We start from the raw sequence: 26,482 nt of genomic DNA on the forward strand, positions 1-26,482 counted from the left end.
GAGACTCCTCCAGGGTCATTTGCCACTGCCCGCGACGCTTTCGCCGCCGCGGGTCAGGTAATAGGCGCCAAGGATCGGCAGCATGGTCACCAGCATCACCAGCATGGCGACCACATTGGTCACCGGCACGTCGCGCGGGCGGCTGAGCTGGTTGAGCAGCCAGATCGGCAGGGTGCGTTCGTGGCCGGCGGTAAAGGTGGTGACGATGATTTCATCGAACGACAGGGCAAAGGCCAGCATGCCGCCCGCCAGCAGCGCCGAGCCAAGGTTGGGCAGAATGATGTAGCGGAAGGTTTGCCAGCCATCGGCGCCAAGGTCCATCGAGGCCTCGATCAGGCTTTGCGAGGTCCGCCGCAGGCGGGCGATCACGTTGTTGTAGACGATCACCACGCAGAACGTGGCGTGGCCGACCACGATGGTGAACACCCCCGGCTCGATGCCCAGGGTCTTGAATGCCGAGAGCAGGGCGATGCCGGTGATGATGCCGGGCAGGGCGATGGGCAGGATCAGCATCAGCGAAATGCTCTCCTTGCCAAAAAAGCTGCGCCGGTACAACGCCGCCGAGGCCAGCGTGCCGAGCACCAGGGCGATCAGCGTGGCCAGGCAGGCCACCTGCAGCGATAGCTTGATGGCCTCCAGCACATCGGGCCGGGCAAAGGCCACGGTTAACCACTTCAGGGTAAAACCCTTGGGTGGGAAGCTGAACGCGGCTTCTTCGGTGTTGAACGCGTACAGGAAGATGATCAGGATCGGGAAGTGCAGGAACAACAAGCCGCCCCAGGCTGCCAGGCGCAGCCCGGTTGACGCTTTTTCAGAGTGCATCGAAGGCCCCCAGGCGCTTGACGATGGACAGGTACACCGCGATCAGCACGATCGGCACCAGGGTGAACGCGGCGGCCATCGGCATGTTGCCGATCGCCCCTTGCTGGGCGTAGACCATGCTGCCGATGAAGTACCCGGGCGGGCCGACCAGTTGCGGCACGATGAAATCGCCCAGGGTGAGCGAGAAGGTGAAGATCGAGCCGGCGGCGATGCCCGGAATCGACAGCGGCAGGATCACCTGCACAAAGGTTTGCCCGGGCCGCGCACCCAAGTCCGCCGACGCTTGCAGCAGCGAAGGCGGCAAGCGCTCCAGAGCGGCCTGGATGGGCAGGATCATGAACGGCAGCCAGATGTACACGAACACCATGAAGCGCCCCAGGTGCGAGGTGGATAATGTACTGCCGCCCACCCCCGGCACGGTCAGCACGGCTTGCAGCAGCGCATCCAGATGCAGCTGCTGGACGAACCACTGGGCGACGCCGCCCTTGGCCAGCAGCAGGGTCCAGGCGTAGGTCTTGACGATGTAGCTGGCCCACATCGGCATCATCACCGCGATGTAGAAAAACGCCTTTGTCTTGCCGCTGGTGTAGCGCGCCATGTAGTAGGCGATGGGAAAGGCCAGCACCGCGCTGGCCAGCGACACGGCCACCGCCATGCCCAGGGTGCGCAGGATGATGTCGAAGTTCGACGGGTTGAGCAGCGCGGCGAAGTTGCCCAGGGTCAGTTCCGGGGTCACCGCCATGGTGAAGTCGTCGAAGGTATAGAAACCCTGCCACAACAGGTTCAGCAGCGAGCCCAGGTAGATGGCGCCGAACCAGGTCAGCGGCGGGATCAACAGCAGCGCCAGGTACAGGTTGGGGCGCCGGTACAGCAGGTTGGACAGGCTGCGCAGTGTGCTCATGTCAGTGGGCCTCGGTTTCCTGCAACACCGTCATCGCCTCACGCGGCCAGTGCGCCTGAATCCGTTGCCCCGGCTGCCAGGCCTGTGCCTGTGCCTGCCAGCGGTCGTTGGCCTGGGTCACCGCCAGCAGTTGGCCGCTGTCCAGCTGCAGCTCGTAGCGGGTGGCGCTGCCCTGGTACTGCACATCGCGCAACAGGCCGCTGACCTGCACCTCATGGCTGGTGACCACCGGGTCGCCCAGGCGGATGTGCTCGGGGCGGATCGAGAAGGGCGCCGGGCTGCCGTTCAGGGCCATCGCCAGCTCGCCACGCACCACGTTGGAGGTGCCGACGAATTCGGCGACGAAGGTGGTGGCGGGTTTCATGTACAGGTTGCGCGGCGTGTCGACCTGCTCGATACGGCCGCGGTTGAACACAGCGACCCGGTCGGACATCGACAGGGCTTCGGTCTGGTCGTGGGTGACGAATATGAAGGTGATGCCCAGTTGGCGCTGCAGCTTTTTCAGTTCGCCCTGCATCTGCTCACGCAGTTTCAGGTCCAGCGCGCCCAGGGGTTCGTCCAGCAGTAGCACCCGCGGCCGGTTGACCAGTGCCCGGGCCAGGGCCACGCGCTGGCGCTGGCCCCCGGACAGGTGCGCCGGTTTGCGGGCGCCGTAGTCGGCCAGTGCCACCATGGCCAGGGCTTCTTCGGCGCGGGCCTGGCGTTCGGCCCTGGCGACGCCTTTTACTTTCAGGCCATAGGCGATGTTGTCCAGCACATTCATGTGCGGGAACAGCGCGTAGTCCTGGAACACGGTGTTGACGTCACGTTGATAGGGCGGCACGCCGGCGGCCTCCACACCGTGGATGCGGATCGAGCCGTGGGTGGGCTGCTCGAAGCCGGCGATCAGGCGCAGGCAGGTGGTCTTGCCCGAGCCCGAGGGGCCGAGCATGGAGAAGAACTCGCCATCGATGATGTCGATGCTGACCTGGTCGACGGCCTTGACCTCGCCGAAGGTACGGGAAACCTGGGTGAACTGGACGGCTAGGGGCATAAGCAGCTCTCAGTTGTTCTTGTATTGCCTGTACTGGCCCTATCGCCGGCAAGCCAGCTCCCACAGGGACCGCACAGTACTGGAGACTTGTGCAGTACTAGTGGGAGCTGGCTTGCCGGCGATAGGGCCGGTGCGGGCGAAGCAACCCTCAGCGCCCACCCATGATCGCAATATAGTCCTGGGTCCAGCGGCTATACGGCACGAACTTGCCGCCCTGGGCCTGCGGGGTTTTCCAGAACGCGATCTTGTCGAAGTTGTCGAAACCGTTGGTCTTGCAACCTTCGGCGCCCAGCAGTTCGCTGCCGGTGCAGGCCGCTGGCACCGCCGGCAACGAGCCGAACCAGGCCGCCACGTCACCCTGCACCTTCGGCTGCAGCGACCAGTCCATCCACTTGTAGGCGCAGTTGGGGTGTTTGGCCTCGCTGTGCAGCATGGTGGTGTCGGCCCAGCCGGTAGCGCCCTCCCTGGGAATGGTCGAGGCCACCGGCTGGTTCTCGGCCTTCAGGCCATTGACCATGTAGCCCCACGAGCTGGAGGCGACTACACCTTCGTTCTTCACATCGCTCATCTGCACCGTGGCGTCATGCCAGTAGCGGTGGATCAGCGGTTGTTGCTGGCGCAGCAGTTCGAGCACGGCCTTGTATTGCTGCTCGTTGAGTTCGTACGGGTCGTTGATGCCCAGCTCGGGCTTGGCCGACTTCAGGTACAGCGCCGCGTCAGCGATGTAGATGGGGCCGTCGTAGGCCTGGACCCGGCCTTTGTTGGGCTTGCCGTCGGGCAGGTTCTGCGGCTCGAACACCACGCCCCAGCTGGTGGGCGGCTGCTTGAAGGTATTGGTGTTGTACAGCAGCACATTCGGCCCCCACTGATACGGGGTGCCATACACCTGCTTGTCGACCACGTACCAGCCGCCGTCCTGCAGACGCGGGTCGATGTTCTTCCAGTTGGGGATCAGGGTGGTGTTGATCGGCTGTACGCGCTTGCCCACGATCAGCCGCAGCGAGGCGTCGCCCGAGGCGGTGACCAGGTCGTAGCCGCCCTTGGTCATCAGGCTGACCATTTCGTCCGAGGTGGCGGCGGTCTTGACGCTGACCTTGCAGCCGGTCTCCTTCTCGAAACCGGTCACCCAGTCGTAGGCCTTGTCGCTTTCGCCGCGTTCGATGTAGCCGGGCCAGGCGACGATGTCCAGGCGCCCCTCGCCGGGCCCCACGGCCTTGGGTGGCTCGGCGGCCTGCAGGCTGGCGCTGGCGAGCAAGGCGCCCGACATGGCGCCGAGCAATGCGGTCTTGTGCACTGGCATGGTGTTCCCTCTTCTTGGAGATTTTGGTCCGGGCAGTGCTCGAGTCTAGTTGGCTTTTTGCCAGCCAACGCAACATCCAGAAGCAAATCCCCGATGGCGCACGCTGCGCCAAGCCTTACTCTGGCCATTCATTTCCCAGATGCGGAGACGCGCGAATGAATACCCGGGGCTTGCTTGATCAACTGCTCAAATCCGGCCAGCAACTGCTCGACAAAAAGGCAGGTACAAGCCAATCCGCCAGTGCTGGCGGGGGCCTTGGCGGGCTGTTGTCCGGTGCGGGGGGCGGCCTGCTGGGCGGGGGGGCGCTGGGGCTCTTGCTGGGCAACAAGAAAGCCCGCAAATATGGCGGCAAGGCGCTGACCTACGGCGGTCTGGCCGCGCTGGGCGTGCTGGCCTACAAGGCCTACGGCAACTGGCAGGCGAACCAGCAGGGCGCCAGGCCGGAGCCGCAGACGGTCGACCGCCTGCCACCGCCCCAGGTCGAGCAGCACAGCCAGGCGGTGCTGCGGGCGCTGGTCGCGGCGGCCAAGTCCGACGGGCATATCGACGAGCGTGAGCGGGACTTGATCGAGGGTGAATTCGCCCGCCTGGACAGTGACCGCGAACTGCAGTACTGGCTGCATGCCGAGCTGAACAAGCCGCTTGACCCGGCCGAGGTGGCGCGAGCTGCGCAAACCCCGGAGATGGCTGCCGAGATGTACCTGGCCAGCGTGATGATGGTTGACCAGGAAAACTTCATGGAGCGCGCGTACCTGGATGAACTGGCGCGCCAGTTGCGGCTGGACCCGGCGCTGCGTCAGGAGCTTGAAAGCCAGGTACGGTTGGCGGGAGCGTAGTGGCAGTGCTCGCCATGGCATTTGCAGCGGCTGGGTGATCGAGCGCCGCCCGCGCGGCGCTCGATCTCACAGGCGCTGAATCTGTCGAAGCGGGCACCCGGTGGCCTTGACGCCCCATCCCCACATTTCACCCGCAAAAGCATAAGGCCTCTGGGCTATACTTCGGCGATTTCCCCGCTCGTTGTGAATTCCTGAGGGCTGAATGTGAAGAACTGGACCTTGCGCCAACGGATCCTGGCAAGTTTCGCCGTGATCATCGCCATCATGCTGCTGATGATCGTGGCCGCCTACTCGCGGTTGGTGACCATCGAAAGCGCCGAAGAGGCGGTGGGGACAGACAGCATCCCGGGGCTCTATTACAGCTCGATGATCCGCAGCGCGTGGGTCGACAGTTACGTCACCAGCCAGCAGTTGGTCGGCCTTTCCAACCGACGCGAAATCACATCTGCCGACCTGGAACTGTTCAAGAGCTTCGAGGACCGTCTGAAGCAGCACATGGCCAGCTACCAGGGGACCATTCAGGATACCGACGACCAGACGCGCTTCGACAGCTTCAATCAGATGGAGCAGGCCTACCTCAAGGTCGTCGGCCAGGTACTGGACGCCTACCGCCAGCATGACTACGACGAAGCCCAGCGGCTGATCACCGAGGTGCTGACCCCGGCCTGGGTGGCCGGGCGCAAGCTGCTCAACGAAGTGATCGATCACAACCGTGCCTCCTCCGAAGCCGACACCAGTGAGATCGTCAGTGCCGTGAGCACCGCCAAGGGCAGCATGGTGGTATCGCTGCTACTGGCCATCGTCGCGGCCGGCATCTGCGGCCTGCTGTTGATGCGCGCCATCACCGCGCCCATGCAGCGCATCGTGCATGCCCTCGACAAGCTGCGCTCGGGCGACCTGAGCATGCGCCTGAGCCTGGACCGCAAGGACGAGTTCGGTGCCATCGAAAGCGGCTTCAACGAAATGGCCGAAGCCCTGGCCAACCTGGTGGCCCAGGCCCAGCGCTCGTCGGTGCAGGTGACCACCTCGGTGACTGAAATTGCCGCCACTTCCAAGCAACAGCAGGCGACTGCCACCGAAACTGCCGCGACCACCACCGAGATCGGCGCTACCTCGCGGGAAATTGCCGCCACCTCGCGTGACCTGGTGCGCACCATGACCGAAGTCACCTCGGCCGCCGACCAGGCCTCCAGCCTCGCCGGCTCCGGCCAGCAGGGCCTGGCGCGCATGGAAGAGACCATGCACCAGGTCATGGGCGCTGCCGACCTGGTCAACGCCAAGCTGGGCATTCTCAACGAGAAGGCCAGCAATATCACCCAGATGGTGGTGACCATCGTCAAGGTCGCCGACCAGACCAACCTGCTGTCGCTCAACGCCGCTATCGAAGCGGAAAAGGCCGGCGAGTACGGCCGTGGTTTTGCCGTGGTGGCCACCGAAGTGCGCCGCCTGGCCGACCAGACCGCCGTGGCCACCTACGACATCGAACAGATGGTGCGCGAGATCCAGTCGGCCGTGTCGGCCGGGGTGATGGGCATGGACAAGTTCTCCGAAGAAGTGCGCCGCGGCATGTTCGAGGTGCAGCAGGTCGGCGAGCAGCTCAGCCAGATCATCCACCAGGTGCAGGCGCTGGCGCCGCGCGTGTTGATGGTCAATGAAGGCATGCAGGCCCAGGCTACCGGTGCCGAGCAGATCAACCAGGCGCTGGCCCAGCTCAGCGACGCCAGCACCCAGACTGTCGAGTCGCTGCGCCAGGCAAGCTTCGCCATCGATGAGCTGAGCCAGGTGGCCGCAGGCCTGCGCGGCGGCGTGTCGCGCTTCAAAGTCTGACTGCGATGAACGACTTGCGACCCCGCGCCGCGCGGGCGGGCAACGCCAAGGGTGCGTTGTACCTGCAGTTTCGCATCAGGCAGCAGCGCTTTGCCCTGAGTGCGCACGAGGTGATCGAGGTGCTGCCGCGTCAGCCGCTCAAGCCCATTGCCCAGGCGCCCGCGTGGGTCGCGGGCATCCTCGCCCACCGCGGCCTGCTGGTGCCCGTGATCGACCTGGCCGCATTGAGCTTCGGCCAGCCGGCGGCGCAGCGCACCAGTACCCGCCTGGTGCTGGTGCACTACCGAGGGGGGCTGCAGCTTGGCCTGATCCTGGAACAGGCCACCGAAACACTGCGTTGCCACCCCGACGAATTCCAGCCCTATGGTGTGGATACCGGCGAGGCGCCGTACCTGGGGCCGGTGCGCCAGGATGAACAAGGCCTGCTGCAGCGTGTGGAAGTAAACGACCTGCTGCCGGCGGCCGTGCATGAACTGCTGTACGCGGATCACCAGACAGGGATGGCGACATGATCGAACAGCGTTTTTTTCGCTTCTTGCGCGAGCGCATCGGCCTGGACGTGGAGTCGGTGGGCGCGCCCATGGTCGAGCGTGCGCTGCGCCAGCGCTGTGTTGCCATGAACGCCATCGACCTGGACGATTACTGGCTGCGGCTGCAGCAGTCTGCCGATGAACAGCAGGCGCTGATCGAGGCGGTGATCGTTCCGGAAACCTGGTTCTTCCGTTACCCGGAGTCCTTCACCGCCCTGGCCAGCCTGGCGCACAAGCGCCTGGCCGAGTTGGCGGGGGCGCGGCCACTGCGCTTGCTCAGCTTGCCGTGCTCGACCGGCGAGGAGCCCTATTCGCTGGCCATGGCCTTGCTGGATGCCGGCATCGCACCGGGTGCGTTTTTGATCGACGGCATGGACATCAGTCCCAGCTCGGTGGCCAAGGCTGGGCAGGCCGTGTATGGGCGCAATGCGTTTCGCGGCAGCGACCTGGGCTTTCGCGAGCGCTACTTCGATGCTGTTGACGAAGGCCACCGCCTGCATGAGCGGGTACGCCAGCCAGTCAGCCTGCAGGTAGGCAACGTGCTCGACCCGGCGCTGGCCAGCCGCGATGGCCTGTACGACTTCGTGTTCTGCCGCAACCTGTTGATCTATTTCGACGTACCAACCCAGCAGCGAGTGTTCGAAGTGCTCAAACGCCTGCTGCATCCGCAGGGTGTGCTGTTCATCGGCCCCGCCGAGGGCAGCTTGCTGGCACGGTTGGGCATGCGCCCGCTGGGCATCGCGCAGTCGTTCGCCTATGTGCGTCAGGAGGGCGGCAGCACGCCGCTGGCGGCGGCTTCGGCCCTGCCCGTAAAGCGTCCCCAACCCGCACTGGCCACCCCGGGCTATCCGCCGCCGGGTGCAGCGTTGCCGCGCCCGCTGCGGGTGCTGCCGGTCACGACCAGGCCCGCGCCGGCGCGCAACCAGCGTGAGGACGAAAGCGAGTTGCTGGACAGCATTGCCCGGCTGGCCAATGCCGGTGCCAGCGATCAGGCCCGCAGCGAATGCCAGCGCTACCTGGGGCAGTTCGCGCCGTCGGCGCAGGTGTACTACTGGCTGGGGCTGCTCAGTGACACCGCAGGCGATGCGCAGCAGGCACTGACCCACTACCGCAAGGCCCTGTACCTGGAACCACAGCACCCCGAGGCGCTGGTGCACCTGGCGGCCCTGCTGGCGGCCCAGGGCGACCTGGCCGGGGCCCGGCGCCTGCAGGAGCGGGCTGCGCGGGTTGGCCGGGAGTCTGAGCGATGAAGGGTGAATCCGCGATGCAGCTACTGGCCGAGGATGACGCGCACATCGACGACTGCTGGAACCGCATTGGCGTCCACGGTGACAAGCAGTGCCCACTGCTGGAACAGCATGTCCACTGTCGCAATTGCGAGGTGTATGCCGCTGCAGCCACGCGCCTGCTCGACCGCTATGCCTTGATGCAGGACCACCAGCCGGCAGTGGCGCCGGTGGAGGAACACACCGGCCGCTCCATGCTGCTGTTCCGCCTGGGTGAAGAATGGCTGGCGCTGGCCACGTCCTGCCTGGCCGAGATCGCCCCGTTGCAGGCGGTTCATTCGCTGCCACACCAGCGCTCGCGGGTGCTGCGGGGGGTTGCCAATGTGCGGGGGGCGCTGGTCCCGTGCCTGTCGCTGGCCGACCTGCTGGGTGTGCAGGCCGCTGCCGCTGAGCCGCGCGGCGGGCGGGCGATGCCACGCATGCTGATCCTGGCTGCCGAAGGTGGCCCGGTAGTGCTGGCTGTCGAAGAAGTCGACGGTATTCATCGGCTCGACCCGCTGCTGCAAGGCAGTGGCCAGGATGCCACGCACTTCACTGCTGCAGTGCTGCAATGGCGCGGCCGCAGTGTGCGAGTGCTGGACGATCAACAATTATTGTCTGCCGTACAGCGGAGCCTTTCATGACCCCGGAGCAAATGCGCGACGCATCGTTGCTCGAACTGTTCAGCCTGGAGGCCGAGGCGCAGACTCAAGTACTGAGTACCGGCCTGATGGCGCTGGAGCGCAACCCCACGCAGGCCGACCAGCTTGAGGCGTGCATGCGTGCCGCCCATTCGCTGAAGGGCGCGGCTCGTATCGTCGGAGTGGATGCTGGCGTCAGCGTTGCCCACGTCATGGAAGATTGCCTGGTGGCAGCCCAGGAAGGGCGCTTGCGCCTCACCGCCGAGCATATCGACGCGTTGTTGCAGGGGACCGACCTGCTGATGCGCATCGCTACGCCGGGCGACGCCAGGGCGCAGGCGACCCTGCCGGTGTTCCTTGCACAAATGGCCAGCCTGCTCGATCCAGGCGCTGCGGCTATAGCTGCCACGCCGGCTTTGCCGGGCCTGGCGCCGCCAATCGAACCTGTGCTGCTGGCAAGGGAGCCACTGGAGCTTGAGCCGGAGCCTGAGCCGACCGTGCATCGCAATGCCGGCAAGCGCGCCGGCGAAGGTAGCGAACGGGTGCTACGGGTCACCGCCGACCGCCTCAACAGCCTGCTCGACCTGTCCAGCAAGTCGCTGGTGGAAACCCAGCGGCTCAAGCCCTACCTGGCCACCCTGCAGCGCCTCAAGCGCATGCACGGGCAGGGCATGCAGGCGCTCGACGGCCTGCGCATGCAACTGGAAGACAGCGGCCAGAGCAGCGAGGTGCTTGATGCCTTGGCGCAAACCCAGCGCCTGTTGGCCGAGACCCAGCAGATTCTGCAGCAGCAGGCCGCCGACCTTGATGAGTTCGGCTGGCAGGCCAGCCAGCGTGCGCAACTGCTTTACGACACCGCGCTGGCCTGCCGCATGCGCCCGTTTGCCGATGTGCTGACCGGCCAGAGCCGCATGGTCCGTGACCTCGGCCGGTCCTTGGGCAAGCCGGTACGGCTGGCCGTGGAAGGCGAAAAGACCCAGGTCGACCGCGATGTACTGGAAAAGCTCGAAGCACCGTTGACCCACCTGTTGCGCAACGCGGTCGACCACGGCATCGAGCCGCCGGAACGGCGCCTGCTGGCAGGCAAGCCGGATGAGGGCGTGATCCGCCTGCGTGCTTCGCACCAGGCCGGCATGCTCAGCCTGGAGCTGATCGATGATGGCGCCGGCATCGACCTTGAGCGCCTGCGCAGCAGCATCGTGGAACGCGCCCTGTCGCCTGCCGACACAGTGGCGCGGATGAGTGAGGCGGAGCTGCTGACGTTCCTGTTCCTGCCCGGCTTCAGCCTGCGCGACAAGGTCACCGAAGTGTCCGGCCGTGGCGTGGGGCTGGATGCGGTGCAACACATGATCCGGGAGCTGCGCGGCTCGATCGAGCTTACCCAGGTGGCGGGGCAGGGCTGCCGCTTCCACCTGCAGGTGCCACTGACCCTGTCGGTGGTGCGCAGCCTGGTGGTCGAGGTGGGCGGTGAGGCCTATGCCTTCCCCCTCGCCCATATCGAACGCACCCTGGAGGTGACTGCCGAGCAGATCGTGCAGATCGAAGGGCGCCAGCACTTCTGGCACGAAGGTCGGCATATTGGCCTGGTGGCAGCCAGCCAGTTGCTGAACCGCCCGGCCGGGCAAACCGAAGAGGCCAGCCTGCGGGTGGTGGTGATCCGGGAGCGCGAGCAACTGTACGGCGTGGCCGTGGAACGGCTGGTGGGCGAGCGGGTGCTGGTGGTGATGCCGCTCGACCCACGGCTGGGCAAGGTGCAGGACATTTCTTCCGGCGCCTTGCTCGATGATGGTTCGGTGGTGCTGATCGTCGATGTCGAGGACTTGCTGCGCTCGGTGGAAAAACTGCTCAGCACCGGCAGCCTTGAGCGTATCGAACGCGGTAACAGCAGTGCCCGTGGCATGGTCCGCAAGCGCGTGCTGGTGGTCGACGATTCACTGACCGTGCGTGAACTGCAGCGCAAGCTGTTGAGTAACCGTGGCTATGACGTGGCCGTGGCGGTGGATGGCATGGACGGCTGGAACGCCCTGCGTGGCGAGGATTTCGACCTGCTGATCACCGACATCGACATGCCGCGCATGGACGGCATCGAACTGGTCACCCTGGTGCGCCGCGACCAGCGCCTGCAGGCGCTGCCGGTGATGGTGGTGTCGTACAAGGACCGTGAGGAAGACCGGCGGCGTGGCCTGGATGCCGGCGCCGACTACTATTTGGCAAAAGCCAGTTTCCACGACGATGCGTTGCTGGATGCTGTAGTCGAGCTGATCGGAGGTGCTCAAGGATGAAGATCGCCATCGTCAATGACATGCCCATGGCCGTCGAGGCGCTGCGCCGGGCAGTCGCTTTCGAGCCCGCGCATCGGGTGGTGTGGGTGGCCAGCAATGGCGCCGAAGCGGTGCAGCGCTGTGCCGAACAACTGCCGGACCTGATCCTGATGGACCTGATCATGCCGGTGATGGATGGCGTCGAGGCCACCCGGCGGATCATGGCCGAAACCCCGTGTGCCATTGTCATCGTCACCGTCGACCGCCAGCAGAACGTGCACCGGGTGTTCGAGGCCATGGGCCATGGCGCCCTGGATGTGGTCGATACCCCGGCGCTGGGTGCTGGCGATGCCCGCGAGGCGGCGGCGCCATTGCTGCGCAAGATTCTCAATATCGGCTGGTTGGTCGGCCAGCAGCGTGCCCCTGCCGAACGCCCGAAGGCCGTGCCGGTGCGGGAGGCCTCGCAACGCCCTGGCCTGGTGGCGATCGGCTCGTCGGCTGGCGGGCCGGCAGCGCTCGAAGTGTTGCTCAAAGGCTTGCCGAGCAAATTCCCCGCAGCCATCGTGCTGGTCCAGCATGTCGACCAGGTGTTTGCCGCTGGTATGGCCGAATGGCTCAGCAGCGCTGCAGGCTTGCCGGTGCGCCTGGCCCAGGAAGGCGAGCCGCCGCAGCCTGGCCAGGTGTTACTGGCAGGCACCAACCACCACATCCGGCTGCTGAAAAACGGCCAACTGGCCTACACTGCCGAACCTGTCAACGAGATCTACCGGCCCTCCATCGATGTGTTCTTCGAGAGCGTGGCACGGTACTGGACCGGCGATGCGGTGGGCGTGTTGCTCACCGGCATGGGCCGCGATGGTGCCCAAGGCCTGAAACAGATGCGCCAGCAGGGCTTTCTGACCATTGCTCAGGACCAGGCCAGCAGCGCCGTCTACGGGATGCCCAAGGCTGCTGCGGCGATAGATGCTGCGGTGGAGATCCGCCCGTTGGAACGAATAGCCGGGCGCTTGACGGAAATTTTCGCAAAATGACGAAGTGTATTGAATCACGCCGCCTGGCCGGCAGTGATCGGGTGAACTGGCATGAATGATTTACCGATCGAAGGTTTCGCGACCGCCCATGAAAATTCGGCGATGGTGCTGTTGGTCGACGACCAGGCCATGATCGGCGAGGCGGTGCGGCGTGGCCTGGCCAATGAAGACAACATCGATTTCCACTTCTGCGCCGACCCGCACCAGGCCGTGGCCCAGGCCATGCGCATCAAGCCCACGGTGATCCTGCAGGACCTGATCATGCCGGGCCTGGACGGGCTGACGCTGGTACGCGAATACCGCAACAACCCGGCAACCCAGGACATCCCGATCATCGTCCTGTCGACCAAGGAAGACCCGCTGGTGAAAAGCGCGGCATTTGCCGCCGGGGCCAACGATTACCTGGTCAAGCTGCCGGACACCATCGAACTGGTGGCGCGCATTCGCTATCACTCGCGCTCCTACCTGACCTTGCTGCAGCGTGACGAAGCCTACCGCGCCTTGCGCGTCAGCCAGCAGCAGTTGCTGGACTCGAATCTGATGCTGCAGCGGCTGATGAACTCCGATGGCCTGACCGGGCTGTCCAACCGCCGCCACTTCGACGAGTACCTGGAGCTGGAATGGCGCCGGGCCATGCGTGAACAGCAGCAGTTGTCGTTGCTGATGATCGACGTCGACTACTTCAAGGCCTACAACGACAGCTTCGGCCACCTGGCCGGCGATGAAGCGCTGCGCCAGGTGGCCGAATCCATCCGTGGCTCCTGCGCGCGGCCGACCGACCTGCCGGCACGTTACGGTGGCGAGGAGTTCGCCCTGGTGCTGCCCAATACCTCGCCAGGCGGTGCGCGGCTGGTGGCCGAGAAGCTGCGTCAGACCGTGCAAGGCCTGGGTATCCCGCACAGCGCGCCGGCGGCCGGCTCGTACCTCACCGTGAGCATTGGCCTGGCCACCCAGACCCCGGCGCAGGGCCACCACTGCCGTCAGCTGATCTCGGCGGCGGACAAAGGCCTGTACCAAGCCAAGAACAACGGGCGCAATCAGGTCGGTATCGCCTGACAGGGCCTCATCGTCGGCAAGCCAGCTCCCACAGGTGCAGCACCCGCCTTGTGGGGCTGGCTTGCCGGCAACAGGGCCGGGGCAGGTGCCAGAGGTCATTCAGGCGATGCCACTTCTACCGCCCGGCGGGTCTGCCGCCGTGCTGCGGACTCGGTTATACTCGCGGGCTTTTCACCGAATTCGCACGAGAGCCGCCGACCATGGAAATCCAACCGATCCTGAACACCATCAAGGACCTCACCGAGCGTTCCCAGTCCATTCGGGGGTATCTTTGACTACGATCAAAAGCATGACCGCCTGATCGAAGTCAACCGCGAGCTGGAAGACCCCAACGTCTGGAACAAGCCAGAGTACGCCCAGGCCCTGGGCCGCGAGCGTGCCATGCTGGCGCAGGTGGTCGAGACCCTGGACAAGATGTCCAACGGCCTGGCCGACTGCAAGGACCTGCTCGACATGGCTGTCGAGGAAGACGACGAAAGCGCCGTGAGCGACGTCGAGACCGAGCTGCAAGGCCTGGAAGAATCCCTGGCCCAGCTTGAGTTCCGTCGCATGTTCAGCGGCGAGATGGACCCGAACAACGCCTACCTGGACATCCAGGCCGGCTCCGGTGGTACCGAAGCGCAGGACTGGGCCAACATCCTGCTGCGCATGTACCTGCGCTGGGCCGACAAGCGTGGTTTCGACGCCACCATCATCGAGCTGTCCGAAGGTGAAGTCGCCGGCATCAAGGGCGCCACCGTGCACATCAAGGGCGAGTATGCCTTCGGCTGGCTGCGCACCGAAATCGGCGTGCACCGCCTGGTGCGCAAGAGCCCGTTCGACTCCGGTGCGCGTCGCCACACCTCGTTCTCGGCGGTGTTTGTGTCGCCCGAAATCGACGACAAGGTCGAGATCGATATCAACCCGTCCGACCTGCGCATCGACACCTACCGCTCCTCGGGTGCCGGTGGCCAGCACGTGAACACCACCGACTCGGCGGTGCGTATCACCCACGTGCCGACCAACACCGTGGTGGCCTGCCAGAACGAACGCTCGCAGCACGCCAACAAGGACACCGCCATGAAAATGCTGCGGGCCAAGTTGTACGAGCTGGAAATGCAGAAGCGCAACGCTGCTTCGCAGGCGCTGGAAGACAGCAAGTCGGACATCGGCTGGGGCCATCAGATTCGCTCCTACGTCCTCGATGACTCGCGTATCAAGGACCTGCGTACCGGCGTCGAGCGCAGCGACTGCAACAAGGTGCTGGACGGCGACATCGACCAGTACCTGGAAGCGAGCCTCAAGCAGGGGCTGTAAGCCGCATACCACTGCCGCGCTACCGGCCGCTTGCCGGTAGCGCGTGCCCTGCCCGAGAAGGGCAACGAATACCTGATGGAAAGAATGACGACATGAGCGACCTGAAGACCGAATCGCAAGACCTGCAACAGGAAGAAAATGCCCTGATCGCCCTGCGCAAGGAAAAACTTGCCGCCGAGCGCGCCAAAGGCAATGCCTTCCCCAATGACTTCCGTCGCGACAGCTACTGCAACGACCTGCAGAAACAGTACGCGGACAAGACCAAGGAAGAGCTGGAAGCAGCCGCGATCCCGGTCAAGGTAGCCGGCCGCATCATGCTCAACCGTGGCTCGTTCATGGTGATCCAGGACATGACCGGTCGCATCCAGGTCTACGTCAACCGCAAGACCCTGCCGGAAGAAACCCTGGCGGCGGTCAAGACCTGGGACCTGGGCGACATCATCAGCGCCGAAGGCACCCTGGCCCGTTCCGGCAAGGGCGACCTGTACGTCGAGATGACCAACGTGCGCCTGCTGACCAAGTCGCTGCGCCCGCTGCCCGACAAGCACCACGGCCTGACCGACACCGAGCAGCGCTACCGCCAGCGTTACGTCGATTTGATGGTCAACGAAGAAACCCGCCACACCTTCCGTGTGCGTTCGCAGGTGATCTCGCACATTCGCAAGTTCCTTATCGAGCGCGACTTCCTCGAAGTCGAAACGCCGATGCTGCAGACCATCCCGGGCGGTGCCGCCGCCAAGCCGTTCGAAACCCACCACAACGCCCTGGACATGGCCATGTTCCTGCGCATTGCGCCGGAGCTGTACCTCAAGCGCCTGGTAGTGGGTGGCTTTGAAAAGGTGTTCGAGATCAACCGCAACTTCCGTAACGAAGGCGTTTCGACTCGTCACAACCCTGAATTCACCATGCTCGAGTTCTACCAGGCCTACGCCGACTACCGCGACAACATGGACCTCACCGAGGAACTGTTCCGCGAGCTGGCGCAGCTGGTACTGGGCAGCACCGACGTGCCTTACGGCGACAAGGTGTTCCACTTCGGCGAGCCGTTCGTGCGCCTGTCGGTGTTCGACTCGATCCTCAAGTACAACCCGGAGCTGACCGCCGCCGATCTGCAGGACGTCGACCGGGCCCGTGACATCGCCAAAAAGGCTGGTGCCAAGGTGCTGGGCCACGAAGGCCTGGGCAAGCTGCAGGTGATGATTTTCGAAGAGCTGGTCGAGCACAAGCTGGAGCAGCCGCACTTCATCACCGAGTACCCGTTCGAAGTGTCGCCGCTGGCCCGTCGCAACGACGACAACCCGGCCGTGACCGACCGCTTCGAGCTGTTCATCGGTGGCCGCGAGATCGCCAACGCCTACTCCGAGCTCAACGATGCCGAAGACCAGGCCGAGCGTTTCCTGGCCCAGGTGGCCGAGAAGGATGCCGGTGACGACGAAGCCATGCACTACGACGCCGACTTCGTCCGCGCCCTGGAGTACGGCATGCCGCCGACTGCAGGCGAGGGCATCGGTATCGATCGCCTGGTGATGCTGCTGACCAACTCGCCGTCGATCCGCGACGTGATCCTGTTCCCGCACATGCGTCCGCAGGCCTGAGTGAAGTGAACGAGCCGCCTTTCGAGGCGGCTTTTTCTTGCCTGAAGCATTATGTTGTCTGTACCGGCCCTATCGCCGGCAAGGCAGCTCCCACAGGTATCGCACAGGTCTCAGGCTTGTGCAGTACCTGTAGGAGCTGGCTTGCCGGCGATAGGGCCGGTACAGGCTGCAGATGACTTGAACCATGAGGTAGCCCCTTGACACCCGCCATGCCTGACCAAGGCGCCGCCGGCATCGCCACCGCCGTCGCCGAAAGCGTGCAATACCAAGGCCGCAAGACTGCCCGCCAAGGCAGCGAGCAGCGCCGCCAGCTGATCCTCGACGCCGCCATGCGCATTGTCGTGCGCGACGGCGTGCGCGGTGTGCGCCACCGCGCGGTGGCGGCCGAGGCCGGTGTGCCGTTGTCGGCCACCACCTACTACTTCAAGGATATCGAGGACCTGCTCACCGATACCTTTGCCCAGTACGTCGAGCGCAGCGCTGCCTACATGGCCAAGCTGTGGGCCAACACCGAGGTGCTGTTGCGCCAGTTGGTGGCCCAGGGTGATGGCACCCCGCAGGCACGGGCACGCCTGGCCGACGAAGTGGCGGGCATGACCGCCGACTACGTACAGCGCCAGTTGCTCAACCGTCGCGACTTCCTGATGGCCGAACAGGCCTTTCGCCAGGAAGCCCTGCTGTGCCCGCGCCTAGCCGAACTGGTACGCGCCCACGAGCAGATCCTGCTGCACGGCACTCGGCAATTGCTGCAGGTGGTAGGCTCGCGGCAACCGGAACAGGACGCCCAGATGTTGACGGCGATTATCGAGCAGATGGAATATCAGGGCCTGCTCAAGGATGCGAACGCGCAAGCCGATGGGCAGATGCTCGCTATGCTTACCCGGTACCTGCAGCTGGTGCTGGCATCGGCCTGAGGCGAGTCCGACTTTTCAAGGAGAACCTGATGAAAGCCTGGCGTGTGGTGTTGTTGACTCTGTCATTCCTGCTGCTGGGCGGTTGTCTGGTGACCTTCCACGAGCCCCTGCCCAGCAACCAGTCGGCGCCCAAGTCCCTGCTCGGTAAATGGAGCAGCAAGGACGCCTGGGGCGAGCCGCTGAAGCTCACCATCAGCCGCAGCGGCGGCGATGCCTACAAGGCGGTGGCAACGGCCAAGGGCAAGGCCCCTGAAGAATACGTGTTCACCGTCTCGCGCCACGGCAACCGCTGGTACCTGTCGGCTGGCGTGCCCAAGCGCCTGGGCGGCAATTTCCTCATCGGCGGTTTCGACATCGTCGATGGCAAGGAACTGGTGGTCTACAACCTGGATGTCGAGCAGGTGCAGCAGGCGGTGGACAAGAAGGAACTGAGCGGGCGCAGCACCGAGGTGCCGGAAGACAACGGCGACGGCGTGCTGATCGACAGCCCTGCGGCGCGGGTGCTGGCATACCTTGACGACCCGGCCAACTCGGACCTGTTCGTCGAGGTGGCGCGGTTCCAGCGCTCCGGCAAATGACCGTGCTGGCCTCTTCGCGGCCAAAGCCGCTCCCACAGGCACTGCACAGGTCCTGAATACTGTGCGGTACCTGTGGGAGCGGCTTTAGCCGCGAAGAGGCCGGTACAGGTTTCCTGTACTAGAAAGGAGTCCCCGGTGGACGAATACCAGCAAACCATCCGCGCCCTGTCCGACCGCATCGTTGCGGCACAGACCCCGATTCGGGTCCTGGACGCGGTGAAGTGGGACGACAACATCCGCCAGGGCTTCCTCAAGGCCAAGGGCAAGGAACCACCGGCAGTCGACCGCGCCTATTACCAGTCGCGCCCGCTGGCCTTCGACTCCAACGCGGTCAAGGCCGAGTTCCAGGGCATCGAACGCGACATCATCCGCCAGCTCGGCCAGTTCAACCCGGTCGGCCAGATCATGAAGCGCATGTGCCGCGAGTACCGCATGGTGGTGCGTATGCTCGAAGCGCGCGGCACCGAGGATTTCGGCCTGATCTCCCAGGAGCTGTACGGCGCTGCCTCGGACGCCTTCCACGCCGGCGACCCGACCTTGGCAGACCTCGGCCTGATGCTGTCGGACTACCTGAACAACATCGATGGCCGCGGCGACCTCAAGGACGAACCCAAGAACCTCACCGCCAAGGAGGCCGTGGAGATCCTCCAGCGCCGGCTGAACAAGGTGTTCGGCGAGGCCGAGGAGACCATCCGCGTGTTCGAGTCCGACGGTATCGTCGCCGATGCCGCAGCGGGTGCCGACTACATCAAGGTGCGTGCCGACGCCATGTTCAACGCTCGCGACGTGCGCGCCCTGGAGGTGCACGAAGGGCTGGTGCACGTCGGTACCACGCTCAATGGCCTGAACCAGCCGATCTGCACCTTCCTGGCCAAGGGCCCACCCTCGTCGACGGTGACCCAGGAGGGCCTGGCCATTCTGATGGAGGTGATAGCCTTTGCCTCCTACCCCAGCCGCCTGCGCAAGCTCACCAACCGCACCCGCGCCATCCACATGGTCGAGGAGGGCGCGGACTTCATGCAGGTGTACGGGTTCTTCCGCGAGCAGGGCTTCGAGATGGCGCAAAGCTACAGCAACGCCAGCCGGGTGTTCCGCGGTTCGGTGCCCAATGGCTTGCCATTCACCAAGGACTTGTCCTACCTCAAGGGCTTCATCATGGTTTACAACTACATTCAGTTGGCCGTGAAGAAGGGCAAGCTCGAGCAGATTCCGCTGCTGTTCTGTGGCAAGACCACCCTGGAAGACATGCGCACCTTGCGCCAGCTGGTCGAAGAGGGCCTTGTCGAGCCGCCCAAGTACCTGCCGGAACAGTTCCGCGACCTGAACGCGCTGTCAGCCTGGATGTGCTTCTCCAACTTCCTCAACCACCTGAGCCTGGACCGTATTGAAGCCGACTACGCGAACATTCTCTGAGCGCTGCCGCCTGCTGGCCCTTGGCCTGGTCCTGCTCGGGCCTGGCGGCTGCAGCAGCCTGCTGTTCTACCCCGAACCTGGCCAGGCCTTTACCCCGGAGCGGGCCAAGCTCGAGTACCGTGATGTTACCCTCACCAGCGCTGACGGTATTCGCCTGCACGGTTGGTGGCTGCCGGCCAAGGCGGGGGTCGAGGTCAAGGGCACGGTGCTGCACCTGCACGGCAACGGCGGCAACCTGCCCGGGCACCTTGGCGGCAGCTACTGGCTGCCGGAGCAGGGCTACCAGGTGCTGATGATCGATTACCGCGGCTACGGCTTGTCCGAGGGCAAGCCGAGCCTGCCTGAGGTGTACCAGGACATTGCCGCCGCCATGGCCTGGCTCGACCAGGCGCCCGAGGCCAAGGGCAAGCCGCTGGTGCTGCTGGGGCAGAGCCTCGGCGGTGCCATGGCCATTCACTACCTGGCGGCCCACCCCGAGCAGCGCCAGCGCTTCAGCGCGCTGGTGTTCGACGGCGTGCCGGCCAGTTACCGTGCTGTCGGGCGCTTTGCCCTCAGTACGTCCTGGATGACCTGGCCGCTGCAGGTGCCGCTGTCGTGGCTGGTGCCGGACGGCGACAGCGCGATCCGCTCGATCGAGCAGCTAAGCAGCCCGCCCAAGTTGTTTTTCCACAGCATCGACGACAATCTCGTGCCGATGGACAACGGCATCCAGCTGTATCAGCACGCACCTCCACCGCGCGTGCTGCAACTGACCCGCGGCGGCCACGTGCAGACTTTTGCCGACCCTACGTGGCGCCAGGTCATGTTGCGTTTCCTCGACGACCCCAGCCATTTCAACGGGCTTCGGCGGCTGGCCGAAGTGCCCAATTACCCTGACGAGAAGAACAAGCAATGAGTGAAGAACGCAACGCCATCCCGCTGATCCTGACCGGCGTCGGCAGCATCATCGTGACGGTGGGGGCCTTGTGGTATTACGGCTACCTGCATTTCGCCAAGCCCGAGGATGCCCTGCTGCTGCAGGACTTCACCATGCTCAAGACCATCCCCGGCGAGGACTACAAAGTCTCCCTCGACCCCGCCCCGCAAGTGGCCCAGTGCATGGATGGCGTGCTGGTGCTGTTCGACACTCAGCAAAAAGGCCTGACCGGCGTGTTGGTGGACAACCGCAAGCGCGCGGTGCGCTGCATGGGGGAGGAAAGCCCGCAGCAGGTGCAATGAGGGAGCGACGTGATTTTTGTGGGGCCTGGGAAATCGAGCGCCGCCCGCGCGGCGCTCGGTCTCCCAATCACCACATCTCTAAAGGCACGAGACCAAACGCCCAAATAAAAACCCCACCATGAAGGCGGGGTTCCGGGTTCAGCCAACCGGTCTTACTGACTGACCTGGCTCACCGAGCGCGGTGCCACCGGCTGGTTGTCGTTGGAGATGGTCACCTCGACCCGACGGTTCTGCGCACGGCCCGAATTGCTGCCGTTGTCAGCCACCGGATATTCCTTACCATACCCTTGCGACACGATACGCGCCGGGTCTACACCTGCACGCACCAGTGCCATGCGCACGCTGTTGGCACGGCGCTCGGACAGGGTCTGGTTGTAGTTGGCCGAGCCGACGCTGTCGGTGTAGCCCTCGACGATCACCTTGCGCTCCGGGTTTTCCTGGAGGAACTGCGCCAGCTTGGTAACGTTCGGGTAGGCGTTGCTCTTGAGCTCGGCCTTGTTGAAGTCGAACAGCACGTCGCCAAAGGTGACCAGGGTACCGCGGTCGGTTTGCTTGGCGTTGAGGCTGTCCTGCAGCTTGGCGATCTGTGCGTCGCGGGCATCGAGCTTGGCCTTGGCGCGCTCTGCCGAGGCGTTTTTCAACTCGCCCTCAGCGGTGCGCAGGGCGATGGTCTGCTTGGCCACTTCGACGCGCTGGTTGGTCAGGTAGGCGAGTTGATCGACTTTCTTCTCGTCCTCACGGTCCATGTAGGCCTTGTCGGCCTTGTTCAGCCAGTCCTGGGCGTCCTTGGTCTCCAGTGCCGCGACCTTGCTCGATTGCGGGTCGCTTTGCAGCGCGGAGAAGTTGGTGCGGGCCGACTCGAGGTTGGCGTTAGGGTCGTGGGAGCAGGCAGCAAGACCGACGCTCAGGGCCAGCAGGGCGGGAATCATGACGTGTTTGCGCATAGTGTTCATCCTTTGATCGAGTGCGAAGGCTAAGGTTGGCGGGGCAGGGCTCACTGAGCGCTGCGCAGGCCTTCCTCACGTACGTCCTGAACGCCCTGGCGGGCATCCTGCACAGCCTTCTGGGCCTTGGCCGCCTGGGCTTTGCGTTCGGCGAGGCGGGCGTCCCATTCGGCCTGTTGGGCCAGACGCTTGGCTTCGTCGTACTTCTTGTCGTGCATGGCGATTTCGGCCTGCTTGAACTTGTCCTGCGCCGCTTTCATTTCCACGGCGGCAAACTCGGTACCGCCAGCGCTGACGGCTGAGTTAACGGCGGACTGGGTGACGGCATACTGCTCGGTGGGCGGGTTGCCCGCACAGCCAGCCAGGACCAGGCTACTGCCCAGGGCCAGCGCGGCCAGCTTGAACCCGCGCACATGAGTGGATGACGGTTTGAAAGTGCGGGTTTTCATGGTGGTCAGTTCCATTGGATCACTCCTGATAACGACGATGTCCGTAGCAGTCCATCGCTCATTCCCTGACAGTTTCCGTGCGCTTCAGCTCAACGGTGCACGAGGGCAGGTGTGCAGGGTTTTAGCGTGATGGCTATTGGCTCCGACTCGAACGTTTTTCCAATAGTTCAGAAAAAAGTCGCCCGAGAGAGCAACTATTCGTGACTGATCGGTCAATGATTTATGCCTGGAACTTCTGCGGGCTGGGGAGGTATCCCGGGCCTCGACAGGGCCCGGAAGGGTGGTGCGGGCGGTTACTTTTCGCTGTCATCGGCGGTGGTGCTGAGGCTCTGCAGATGTTGCCGCGACAAGGACAGAAAGCGCGGCGTAGAGCCGACGTCCTCGTAAAGCGGATCACCTTCCTCGTCGGTGGCAATGACCTGGCGGCCCTGTACATAGGGGAAGCTGGCTTCCAGTTCCTCCAGTGCGGCAGCCACCAGTTCGCCAAGCAGTTCTTCGGCGGTGCGCTTGGGGTACATGTCGATCAGCGCGGCCAGGCGCGCCTCGGACTCAAGGTCCAGGTGCAACACATGGCCTGTGCGGCTCAAGGTACCGGCGGCGTTCTGTTCCCAGTGCTGGGCGAGTTCACGGATTTTCATGACGACCTCTGTTAACGCCTCGTAGGGCTTGCATGGCATCGGAGTGCTGTGCTTTGAGATTAGTTTGCTTTGGCCGATCACGGCTTGCCATCGCTGCCCGGCTGTGGGCACTCTTGGGGTGTGTACCGCGCGCCCCAGTGGGCCGCGCTGAGGCTGAAAGGGATGCAGTGCGCCAGAGCCGCGCCGGAGAGAAGGGCCAATGACCGATATCGATGTGCGTTTGCGTGAAGATGTCCATGTGTTGGGTGAGCTGCTGGGTGAAACCATTCGCCAGCAGCATGGTGATGCGTTCCTGCAGAAGATCGAGGACATCCGCCACAGTGCCAAGGCCGACCGTCGCGGCCCCGGCGAGCAACTGAGCTCGACCCTGGCGGACCTTGCCGAAGAAGACCTGCTGCCAGTGGCGAGGGCCTTCAACCAGTTCCTCAACCTGGCCAACATGGCCGAGCAGTACCAGTTGATCCGCCGCCGTGATGCCGATCAGCCCGAGCCGTTCGAGGCGCGGGTACTGCCCGAGCTGCTGGCACGTCTGAAGCAGGCCGGGCACAGCAACGATGCCCTGGCCCGGCAACTGGCCAAGCTCGATATCCAGCTGGTGCTGACTGCGCACCCCACCGAGGTGGCCCGCCGCACCTTGATCCAGAAGTACGACGCCATCGCCGGCCAGCTGGCCGCCCAGGATCATCGCGACCTGACCCCGGCCGAACGCCAGCAAGTGCGCGAACGCCTGCGCCGGCTGATCGCCGAGGCCTGGCACACCGAAGAAATCCGCCGCACCCGGCCCACCCCGGTAGACGAAGCCAAGTGGGGCTTCGCGGTGATCGAGCATTCGCTGTGGCACGCGATCCCCAGCCACCTGCGCAAGGTCGACCAGGCCCTGCAGGAGGCCACCGGCCTGCGCCTGCCGCTGGAGGCCGCCCCGGTGCGCTTCGCCTCGTGGATGGGCGGTGACCGTGACGGCAACCCCAACGTGACCGCTGCCGTGACCCGCGAGGTGCTGCTGCTGGCGCGCTGGATGGCCGCCGACCTGTTCCTGCGCGATATCGATGCGCTGGCCGCCGAGTTGTCCATGCAGCAGGCCAGCGGCGCCCTGCGTGAACGGGTTGGCGACAGTGCCGAACCTTACCGCGCCTTGCTCAAGCAACTGCGCGACCGACTGCGCGCAACACGTGCCTGGGCGCATTCGGCGTTGACCAGCGACCAGCCAGCCAGCGCCGAAGTGCTGGTGGACAACCGCGACCTGATCGCGCCGCTGCAGCTGTGCTACCAGTCGCTGCATGAATGCGGCATGGGCGTGATCGCCGAAGGGCCGTTGCTCGACTGCCTGCGTCGCGCCGTTACCTTCGGCCTGTTCCTGGTTCGCCTGGATGTGCGCCAGGACGCTGCCCGCCACTGTGATGCGCTGACCGAAATCACCGACTACCTGGGCCTGGGGCGTTACGCCGACTGGGATGAAGAGCAACGCATCGAGTTCCTCCAGGCCGAGTTGAAAAACCGCCGGCCACTGCTGCCTGCGCACTTCACGCCGCAGGCCGATACCGCCGAAGTGCTGGCCACTTGCCGAGAGGTGGCCGCTGCGCCTGCTGCTTCGTTGGGGTCCTATGTCATCTCCATGGCCGGTGCTGCCTCTGACGTGCTCGCGGTTCAATTACTGCTCAAGGAAGCCGGGCTGACCCGGCCAATGCGCGTGGTGCCGCTGTTCGAAACCCTGGCCGACCTCGACAACGCCGGCCCGGTGATGCAACGCCTGCTCGGCTTGCCGGGCTACCGCGCCGGCTTGCGGGGCCCGCAGGAAGTGATGATCGGCTACTCCGACTCGGCCAAGGACGCTGGCACCACCGCCGCCGCCTGGGCCCAGTACCGGGCACAGGAAAACCTGGTGCGGATCTGTGCCGAACACCAGGTGGAGTTGCTGCTGTTCCATGGCCGAGGCGGTACGGTAGGCCGCGGCGGCGGCCCCGCCCATGCGGCGATCCTGTCGCAGCCACCGGGCTCGGTAGCGGGGCGTTTCCGCACCACCGAGCAGGGCGAGATGATCCGCTTCAAGTTCGGTTTGCCGGGCATCGCCGAGCAAAACCTCAACCTGTATCTGGCCGCTGTGCTGGAAGCCACGTTGTTGCCGCCACCGCCGCCGCAACCGGCCTGGCGCGAGGTGATGGACCAACTGGCCGCCGATGGCGTCGCGGCCTACCGCAGGGTCGTGCGCGAAAACCCCGACTTCGTCGAGTATTTCCGCCAGTCGACGCCAGAGCAGGAACTGGGGCGCTTGCCGCTGGGCAGCCGCCCGGCCAAGCGCCGCGCCGGGGGCATTGAAAGCCTGCGGGCAATCCCGTGGATCTTCGGCTGGACCCAGACCCGTTTGATGCTGCCCGCCTGGCTGGGCTGGGAAACGGCGCTGAGCAATGCCCTGGCCCGCGGCCAAGGCGAGCTGCTGGCGCAGATGCGTGAGCAATGGCCGTTCTTCCGAACCCGCATCGACATGCTCGAGATGGTGCTGGCCAAGGCCGATGCACAAATCGCCGAGGCCTACGACGAACGTCTGGTGCAACCGCACTTGCGTCCTTTAGGTGTGCATCTGCGCGACCTATTGTCGCAGTCGTGCCAGGTGGTGCTGGGCCTGACCGGGCAGCCGGTGCTACTGGCGCACAGCCCCGAGACGCTGGAGTTCATCAGCCTGCGCAACACCTACCTGGACCCGCTGCACCGCCTGCAGGCAGAGTTGCTGGCCCGCTCGCGCAGCCGCGAAGCCGCTCTGGACAGCCCGTTGGAGCAGGCCTTGCTGGTGACCGTGGCGGGTATCGCCGCAGGCCTGCGCAACACCGGCTGAGGGCAGGGTCTGGCCACCCTGGGTGCGGGGCGCGAGGGGCGGGGGCGAAGACGGAGAAGGTGGTTGCGCCTGGCGCAACCACCGGGCGGGTCAGCCGCAAGTGGCGCATTCCTGCAACTTTGGGACGCTTGTATGGCTGCCGGGCGCTGTGTATCTTGAGCAGCCTTCTGACCGTTTTATGGTCATACCCGATTTTCCGGACTTGGCCCTGGTTGCCGAATCCATTGAATTTCATAAAAAAATTTGAGGAGCACGAGATGCGCGTAATTCTGCTGGGAGCTCCCGGGGCCGGTAAAGGTACTCAGGCAAAGTTCATCACCGAAAAGTTCGGTATTCCACAGATTTCCACCGGCGACATGCTGCGTGCCGCCGTCAAGGCCGGTACCCCGCTGGGCCTGGAACTGAAGCAAGTCATGGATGCCGGCCAGCTGGTTTCCGACGAGTTGATCATCAGCCTGGTCAAGGAGCGCATCGCCCAGCCTGATTGCGCCAACGGCTGCCTGTTCGACGGTTTCCCACGCACCATTCCGCAAGCCGAAGCCATGGTCGCTGCCGGTGTCGACATTGACGCCGTGGTCGAAATCGCCGTGGATGACGAAGAGATCGTCGGCCGCATGGCCGGTCGCCGCGTGCACCTGGCCTCGGGCCGCACTTACCACATTCAGTACAACCCGCCGAAAGTGGAAGGCAAGGACGACGTCACTGGCGAAGACCTGATCCAGCGCGACGACGACAAGGAAGAAACCGTTCGTCATCGCCTGTCGGTTTACCACAGCCAGACCAAGCCGCTGGTGGACTTCTACCAGAAGCTGTCGGCTGCCAATGCGGGCAAGCCGAAGTACAGCCACATCGAAGGCGTTGGCTCGGTCGAAGCCATCACCGCCAAGGTCCTGGCAGCCCTGAGCTGATCCAGTACCTGTCGACAACGGCCCGCTTGCGGGCCGTTGTCGTTTGGGGCTGCTAACGCAGCCCATCGCCGGCAAGCCAGCTCCCACAGGATCGCGCCATTTCTGAAGGCTGTGCAGTATCTGTGGGAGCTGGCTTGCCGGCGATAGGCCGCACAGCGGCCCCTTCGGGACACAACGCCGCCGCTGCTCTATACTGCCG

General features: G+C 64.6%; 24 protein-coding genes. 17 read left to right on the forward strand and 7 right to left on the reverse strand.

The genetic code is table 11. The features are described from left to right. Positions 1 to 15: 15 nt before the first annotated feature. From AC5O5R_RS05235 to ydcS, 4 genes are all read right to left on the reverse strand, one after another. Positions 16 to 822: an ABC transporter permease gene (locus tag AC5O5R_RS05235; protein ID WP_172223243.1), complete on the reverse strand. Its 807-nt coding sequence runs from the start codon at positions 820 to 822 to the stop codon at positions 16 to 18. Next, positions 812 to 1,723 carry an ABC transporter permease gene (locus tag AC5O5R_RS05240; RefSeq protein WP_172286144.1) on the reverse strand — a complete coding sequence of 304 codons (912 nt, stop codon included), beginning with the start codon at positions 1,721 to 1,723 and terminating at the stop codon, positions 812 to 814. Before AC5O5R_RS05240 ends, AC5O5R_RS05235 begins: the two co-directional genes overlap by 11 nt. 1 nt (position 1,724) lies before the next feature. Next, positions 1,725 to 2,756 (reverse strand): ABC transporter ATP-binding protein, encoded by a 1,032-nt coding sequence (locus AC5O5R_RS05245; protein WP_494512160.1) that lies wholly within the window; start codon positions 2,754 to 2,756, stop codon positions 1,725 to 1,727. A gap of 148 nt (positions 2,757 to 2,904) precedes the next feature. After that, entirely contained in the window at positions 2,905 to 4,056 is a 1,152-nt protein-coding gene (gene ydcS / locus AC5O5R_RS05250) for a putative ABC transporter substrate-binding protein YdcS (protein ID WP_172232439.1), read from the reverse strand. 155 nt (positions 4,057 to 4,211) lie between these two features. Here ydcS and AC5O5R_RS05255 point away from each other — a divergent pair, with 155 nt between their 5' ends. From AC5O5R_RS05255 to AC5O5R_RS05325, 15 genes are all read left to right on the forward strand, one after another. Further along, positions 4,212 to 4,892, forward strand: coding sequence for a tellurite resistance TerB family protein (locus AC5O5R_RS05255; protein WP_172232436.1), 681 nt, complete (start codon positions 4,212 to 4,214; stop codon positions 4,890 to 4,892). A gap of 204 nt (positions 4,893 to 5,096) precedes the next feature. Then, complete coding sequence (locus AC5O5R_RS05260) at positions 5,097 to 6,719, forward strand: methyl-accepting chemotaxis protein (protein WP_172286142.1); 1,623 nt, start codon at positions 5,097 to 5,099, stop codon at positions 6,717 to 6,719. Positions 6,720 to 6,724: 5 nt separating this feature from the next. After that, on the forward strand, positions 6,725 to 7,231 hold the full coding sequence (locus AC5O5R_RS05265; RefSeq protein WP_494515027.1) for a chemotaxis protein CheW: 507 nt from the start codon (positions 6,725 to 6,727) through the stop codon (positions 7,229 to 7,231). Continuing rightward, a complete protein-coding gene (locus tag AC5O5R_RS05270; protein ID WP_172229906.1) occupies positions 7,228 to 8,499 on the forward strand; it encodes a CheR family methyltransferase in 1,272 nt (423 codons plus the stop codon). The genes AC5O5R_RS05265 and AC5O5R_RS05270 overlap by 4 nt, the downstream gene beginning before the upstream one ends. Continuing rightward, a complete protein-coding gene (locus tag AC5O5R_RS05275) occupies positions 8,496 to 9,158 on the forward strand; it encodes a chemotaxis protein CheW (protein WP_172286139.1) in 663 nt (220 codons plus the stop codon). The genes AC5O5R_RS05270 and AC5O5R_RS05275 overlap by 4 nt, the downstream gene beginning before the upstream one ends. Beyond that, a complete protein-coding gene (locus AC5O5R_RS05280) occupies positions 9,155 to 11,437 on the forward strand; it encodes a hybrid sensor histidine kinase/response regulator (RefSeq protein WP_494515028.1) in 2,283 nt (760 codons plus the stop codon). The genes AC5O5R_RS05275 and AC5O5R_RS05280 overlap by 4 nt, the downstream gene beginning before the upstream one ends. Next, positions 11,434 to 12,447 (forward strand): Wsp signal transduction system protein-glutamate methylesterase WspF, encoded by a 1,014-nt coding sequence (gene wspF / locus AC5O5R_RS05285; protein ID WP_172286137.1) that lies wholly within the window; start codon positions 11,434 to 11,436, stop codon positions 12,445 to 12,447. The genes AC5O5R_RS05280 and wspF overlap by 4 nt, the downstream gene beginning before the upstream one ends. 51 nt (positions 12,448 to 12,498) lie before the next feature. Beyond that, positions 12,499 to 13,503 carry a Wsp signal transduction system regulator diguanylate cyclase WspR gene (gene wspR, locus AC5O5R_RS05290; RefSeq protein ID WP_172230601.1) on the forward strand — a complete coding sequence of 335 codons (1,005 nt, stop codon included), beginning with the start codon at positions 12,499 to 12,501 and terminating at the stop codon, positions 13,501 to 13,503. Between the two features lie 200 nt (positions 13,504 to 13,703). Then, a protein-coding gene (gene prfB, locus AC5O5R_RS05295) for a peptide chain release factor 2 (protein WP_172230604.1) occupies positions 13,704 to 14,799 on the forward strand; the annotation gives its coding sequence in 2 pieces (ribosomal slippage) (positions 13,704 to 13,775 and positions 13,777 to 14,799; 1,095 coding nt in all). A 92-nt stretch (positions 14,800 to 14,891) separates the two neighbouring features. Then, positions 14,892 to 16,394, forward strand: a complete 1,503-nt coding sequence (gene lysS / locus AC5O5R_RS05300; RefSeq protein ID WP_012270790.1) for a lysine--tRNA ligase — start codon at positions 14,892 to 14,894, stop codon at positions 16,392 to 16,394. Between the two features lie 209 nt (positions 16,395 to 16,603). Then, positions 16,604 to 17,308, forward strand: a complete 705-nt coding sequence (locus tag AC5O5R_RS05305; RefSeq protein WP_172230607.1) for a TetR/AcrR family transcriptional regulator — start codon at positions 16,604 to 16,606, stop codon at positions 17,306 to 17,308. Between the two features lie 29 nt (positions 17,309 to 17,337). Continuing rightward, a complete protein-coding gene (locus tag AC5O5R_RS05310; protein ID WP_172230610.1) occupies positions 17,338 to 17,886 on the forward strand; it encodes a hypothetical protein in 549 nt (182 codons plus the stop codon). A 135-nt stretch (positions 17,887 to 18,021) separates the two neighbouring features. Then, positions 18,022 to 19,299 (forward strand): flavohemoglobin expression-modulating QEGLA motif protein, encoded by a 1,278-nt coding sequence (locus tag AC5O5R_RS05315; RefSeq protein ID WP_172288280.1) that lies wholly within the window; start codon positions 18,022 to 18,024, stop codon positions 19,297 to 19,299. Next, entirely contained in the window at positions 19,271 to 20,194 is a 924-nt protein-coding gene (locus AC5O5R_RS05320; protein WP_172231680.1) for an alpha/beta hydrolase, read from the forward strand. Before AC5O5R_RS05315 ends, AC5O5R_RS05320 begins: the two co-directional genes overlap by 29 nt. Next, entirely contained in the window at positions 20,191 to 20,517 is a 327-nt protein-coding gene (locus AC5O5R_RS05325; RefSeq protein WP_172231677.1) for a PA3694 family proteiin, read from the forward strand. Before AC5O5R_RS05320 ends, AC5O5R_RS05325 begins: the two co-directional genes overlap by 4 nt. A gap of 152 nt (positions 20,518 to 20,669) precedes the next feature. On the opposite strand, the gene lptF is transcribed toward AC5O5R_RS05325, so the two are convergent. From lptF to AC5O5R_RS05340, 3 genes are all read right to left on the reverse strand, one after another. Continuing rightward, a complete protein-coding gene (gene lptF, locus AC5O5R_RS05330) occupies positions 20,670 to 21,461 on the reverse strand; it encodes a lipotoxin F family OmpA-related lipoprotein LptF (protein WP_172231674.1) in 792 nt (263 codons plus the stop codon). Between the two features lie 50 nt (positions 21,462 to 21,511). Beyond that, on the reverse strand, positions 21,512 to 21,925 hold the full coding sequence (locus AC5O5R_RS05335) for a DUF4398 domain-containing protein (protein ID WP_172231671.1): 414 nt from the start codon (positions 21,923 to 21,925) through the stop codon (positions 21,512 to 21,514). A 278-nt stretch (positions 21,926 to 22,203) separates the two neighbouring features. Beyond that, complete coding sequence (locus tag AC5O5R_RS05340) at positions 22,204 to 22,548, reverse strand: pilin assembly protein (protein ID WP_172231668.1); 345 nt, start codon at positions 22,546 to 22,548, stop codon at positions 22,204 to 22,206. A gap of 199 nt (positions 22,549 to 22,747) precedes the next feature. On the opposite strand from AC5O5R_RS05340, the gene ppc reads away from it, so the two are divergent. After that, a complete protein-coding gene (ppc, locus tag AC5O5R_RS05345) occupies positions 22,748 to 25,375 on the forward strand; it encodes a phosphoenolpyruvate carboxylase (RefSeq protein ID WP_494515029.1) in 2,628 nt (875 codons plus the stop codon). 257 nt (positions 25,376 to 25,632) lie between these two features. After that, the gene (gene adk, locus AC5O5R_RS05350) at positions 25,633 to 26,283 is read left to right on the forward strand and encodes an adenylate kinase (RefSeq protein ID WP_110678221.1); all 651 of its coding nucleotides are present in this window, start codon (positions 25,633 to 25,635) and stop codon (positions 26,281 to 26,283) included. Positions 26,284 to 26,482: the final 199 nt, after the last annotated feature.

Source organism: Pseudomonas sp. 8_5_2 (genome assembly GCF_059295255.1).

Bases quoted from the DNA above. Each gene is read 5' to 3' on its own strand.
- AC5O5R_RS05235 (WP_172223243.1), bottom strand. From the start codon at position 822: ATGCACTCTGAAAAAGCGTCAACCGGGCTGCGCCTGGCAGCCTGGGGC.
- AC5O5R_RS05240 (WP_172286144.1), bottom strand. From the start codon at position 1,723: ATGAGCACACTGCGCAGCCTGTCCAACCTGCTGTACCGGCGCCCCAAC.
- AC5O5R_RS05245 (WP_494512160.1), bottom strand. From the start codon at position 2,756: ATGCCCCTAGCCGTCCAGTTCACCCAGGTTTCCCGTACCTTCGGCGAG.
- ydcS (WP_172232439.1), bottom strand. From the start codon at position 4,056: ATGCCAGTGCACAAGACCGCATTGCTCGGCGCCATGTCGGGCGCCTTG.
- AC5O5R_RS05255 (WP_172232436.1), top strand. From the start codon at position 4,212: ATGAATACCCGGGGCTTGCTTGATCAACTGCTCAAATCCGGCCAGCAA.
- AC5O5R_RS05265 (WP_494515027.1), top strand. From the start codon at position 6,725: ATGAACGACTTGCGACCCCGCGCCGCGCGGGCGGGCAACGCCAAGGGT.
- AC5O5R_RS05270 (WP_172229906.1), top strand. From the start codon at position 7,228: ATGATCGAACAGCGTTTTTTTCGCTTCTTGCGCGAGCGCATCGGCCTG.
- AC5O5R_RS05275 (WP_172286139.1), top strand. From the start codon at position 8,496: ATGAAGGGTGAATCCGCGATGCAGCTACTGGCCGAGGATGACGCGCAC.
- AC5O5R_RS05280 (WP_494515028.1), top strand. From the start codon at position 9,155: ATGACCCCGGAGCAAATGCGCGACGCATCGTTGCTCGAACTGTTCAGC.
- wspF (WP_172286137.1), top strand. From the start codon at position 11,434: ATGAAGATCGCCATCGTCAATGACATGCCCATGGCCGTCGAGGCGCTG.
- wspR (WP_172230601.1), top strand. From the start codon at position 12,499: ATGAATGATTTACCGATCGAAGGTTTCGCGACCGCCCATGAAAATTCG.
- lysS (WP_012270790.1), top strand. From the start codon at position 14,892: ATGAGCGACCTGAAGACCGAATCGCAAGACCTGCAACAGGAAGAAAAT.
- AC5O5R_RS05305 (WP_172230607.1), top strand. From the start codon at position 16,604: ATGCCTGACCAAGGCGCCGCCGGCATCGCCACCGCCGTCGCCGAAAGC.
- AC5O5R_RS05310 (WP_172230610.1), top strand. From the start codon at position 17,338: ATGAAAGCCTGGCGTGTGGTGTTGTTGACTCTGTCATTCCTGCTGCTG.
- AC5O5R_RS05325 (WP_172231677.1), top strand. From the start codon at position 20,191: ATGAGTGAAGAACGCAACGCCATCCCGCTGATCCTGACCGGCGTCGGC.
- lptF (WP_172231674.1), bottom strand. From the start codon at position 21,461: ATGCGCAAACACGTCATGATTCCCGCCCTGCTGGCCCTGAGCGTCGGT.
- AC5O5R_RS05335 (WP_172231671.1), bottom strand. From the start codon at position 21,925: ATGGAACTGACCACCATGAAAACCCGCACTTTCAAACCGTCATCCACT.
- AC5O5R_RS05340 (WP_172231668.1), bottom strand. From the start codon at position 22,548: ATGAAAATCCGTGAACTCGCCCAGCACTGGGAACAGAACGCCGCCGGT.
- ppc (WP_494515029.1), top strand. From the start codon at position 22,748: ATGACCGATATCGATGTGCGTTTGCGTGAAGATGTCCATGTGTTGGGT.
- adk (WP_110678221.1), top strand. From the start codon at position 25,633: ATGCGCGTAATTCTGCTGGGAGCTCCCGGGGCCGGTAAAGGTACTCAG.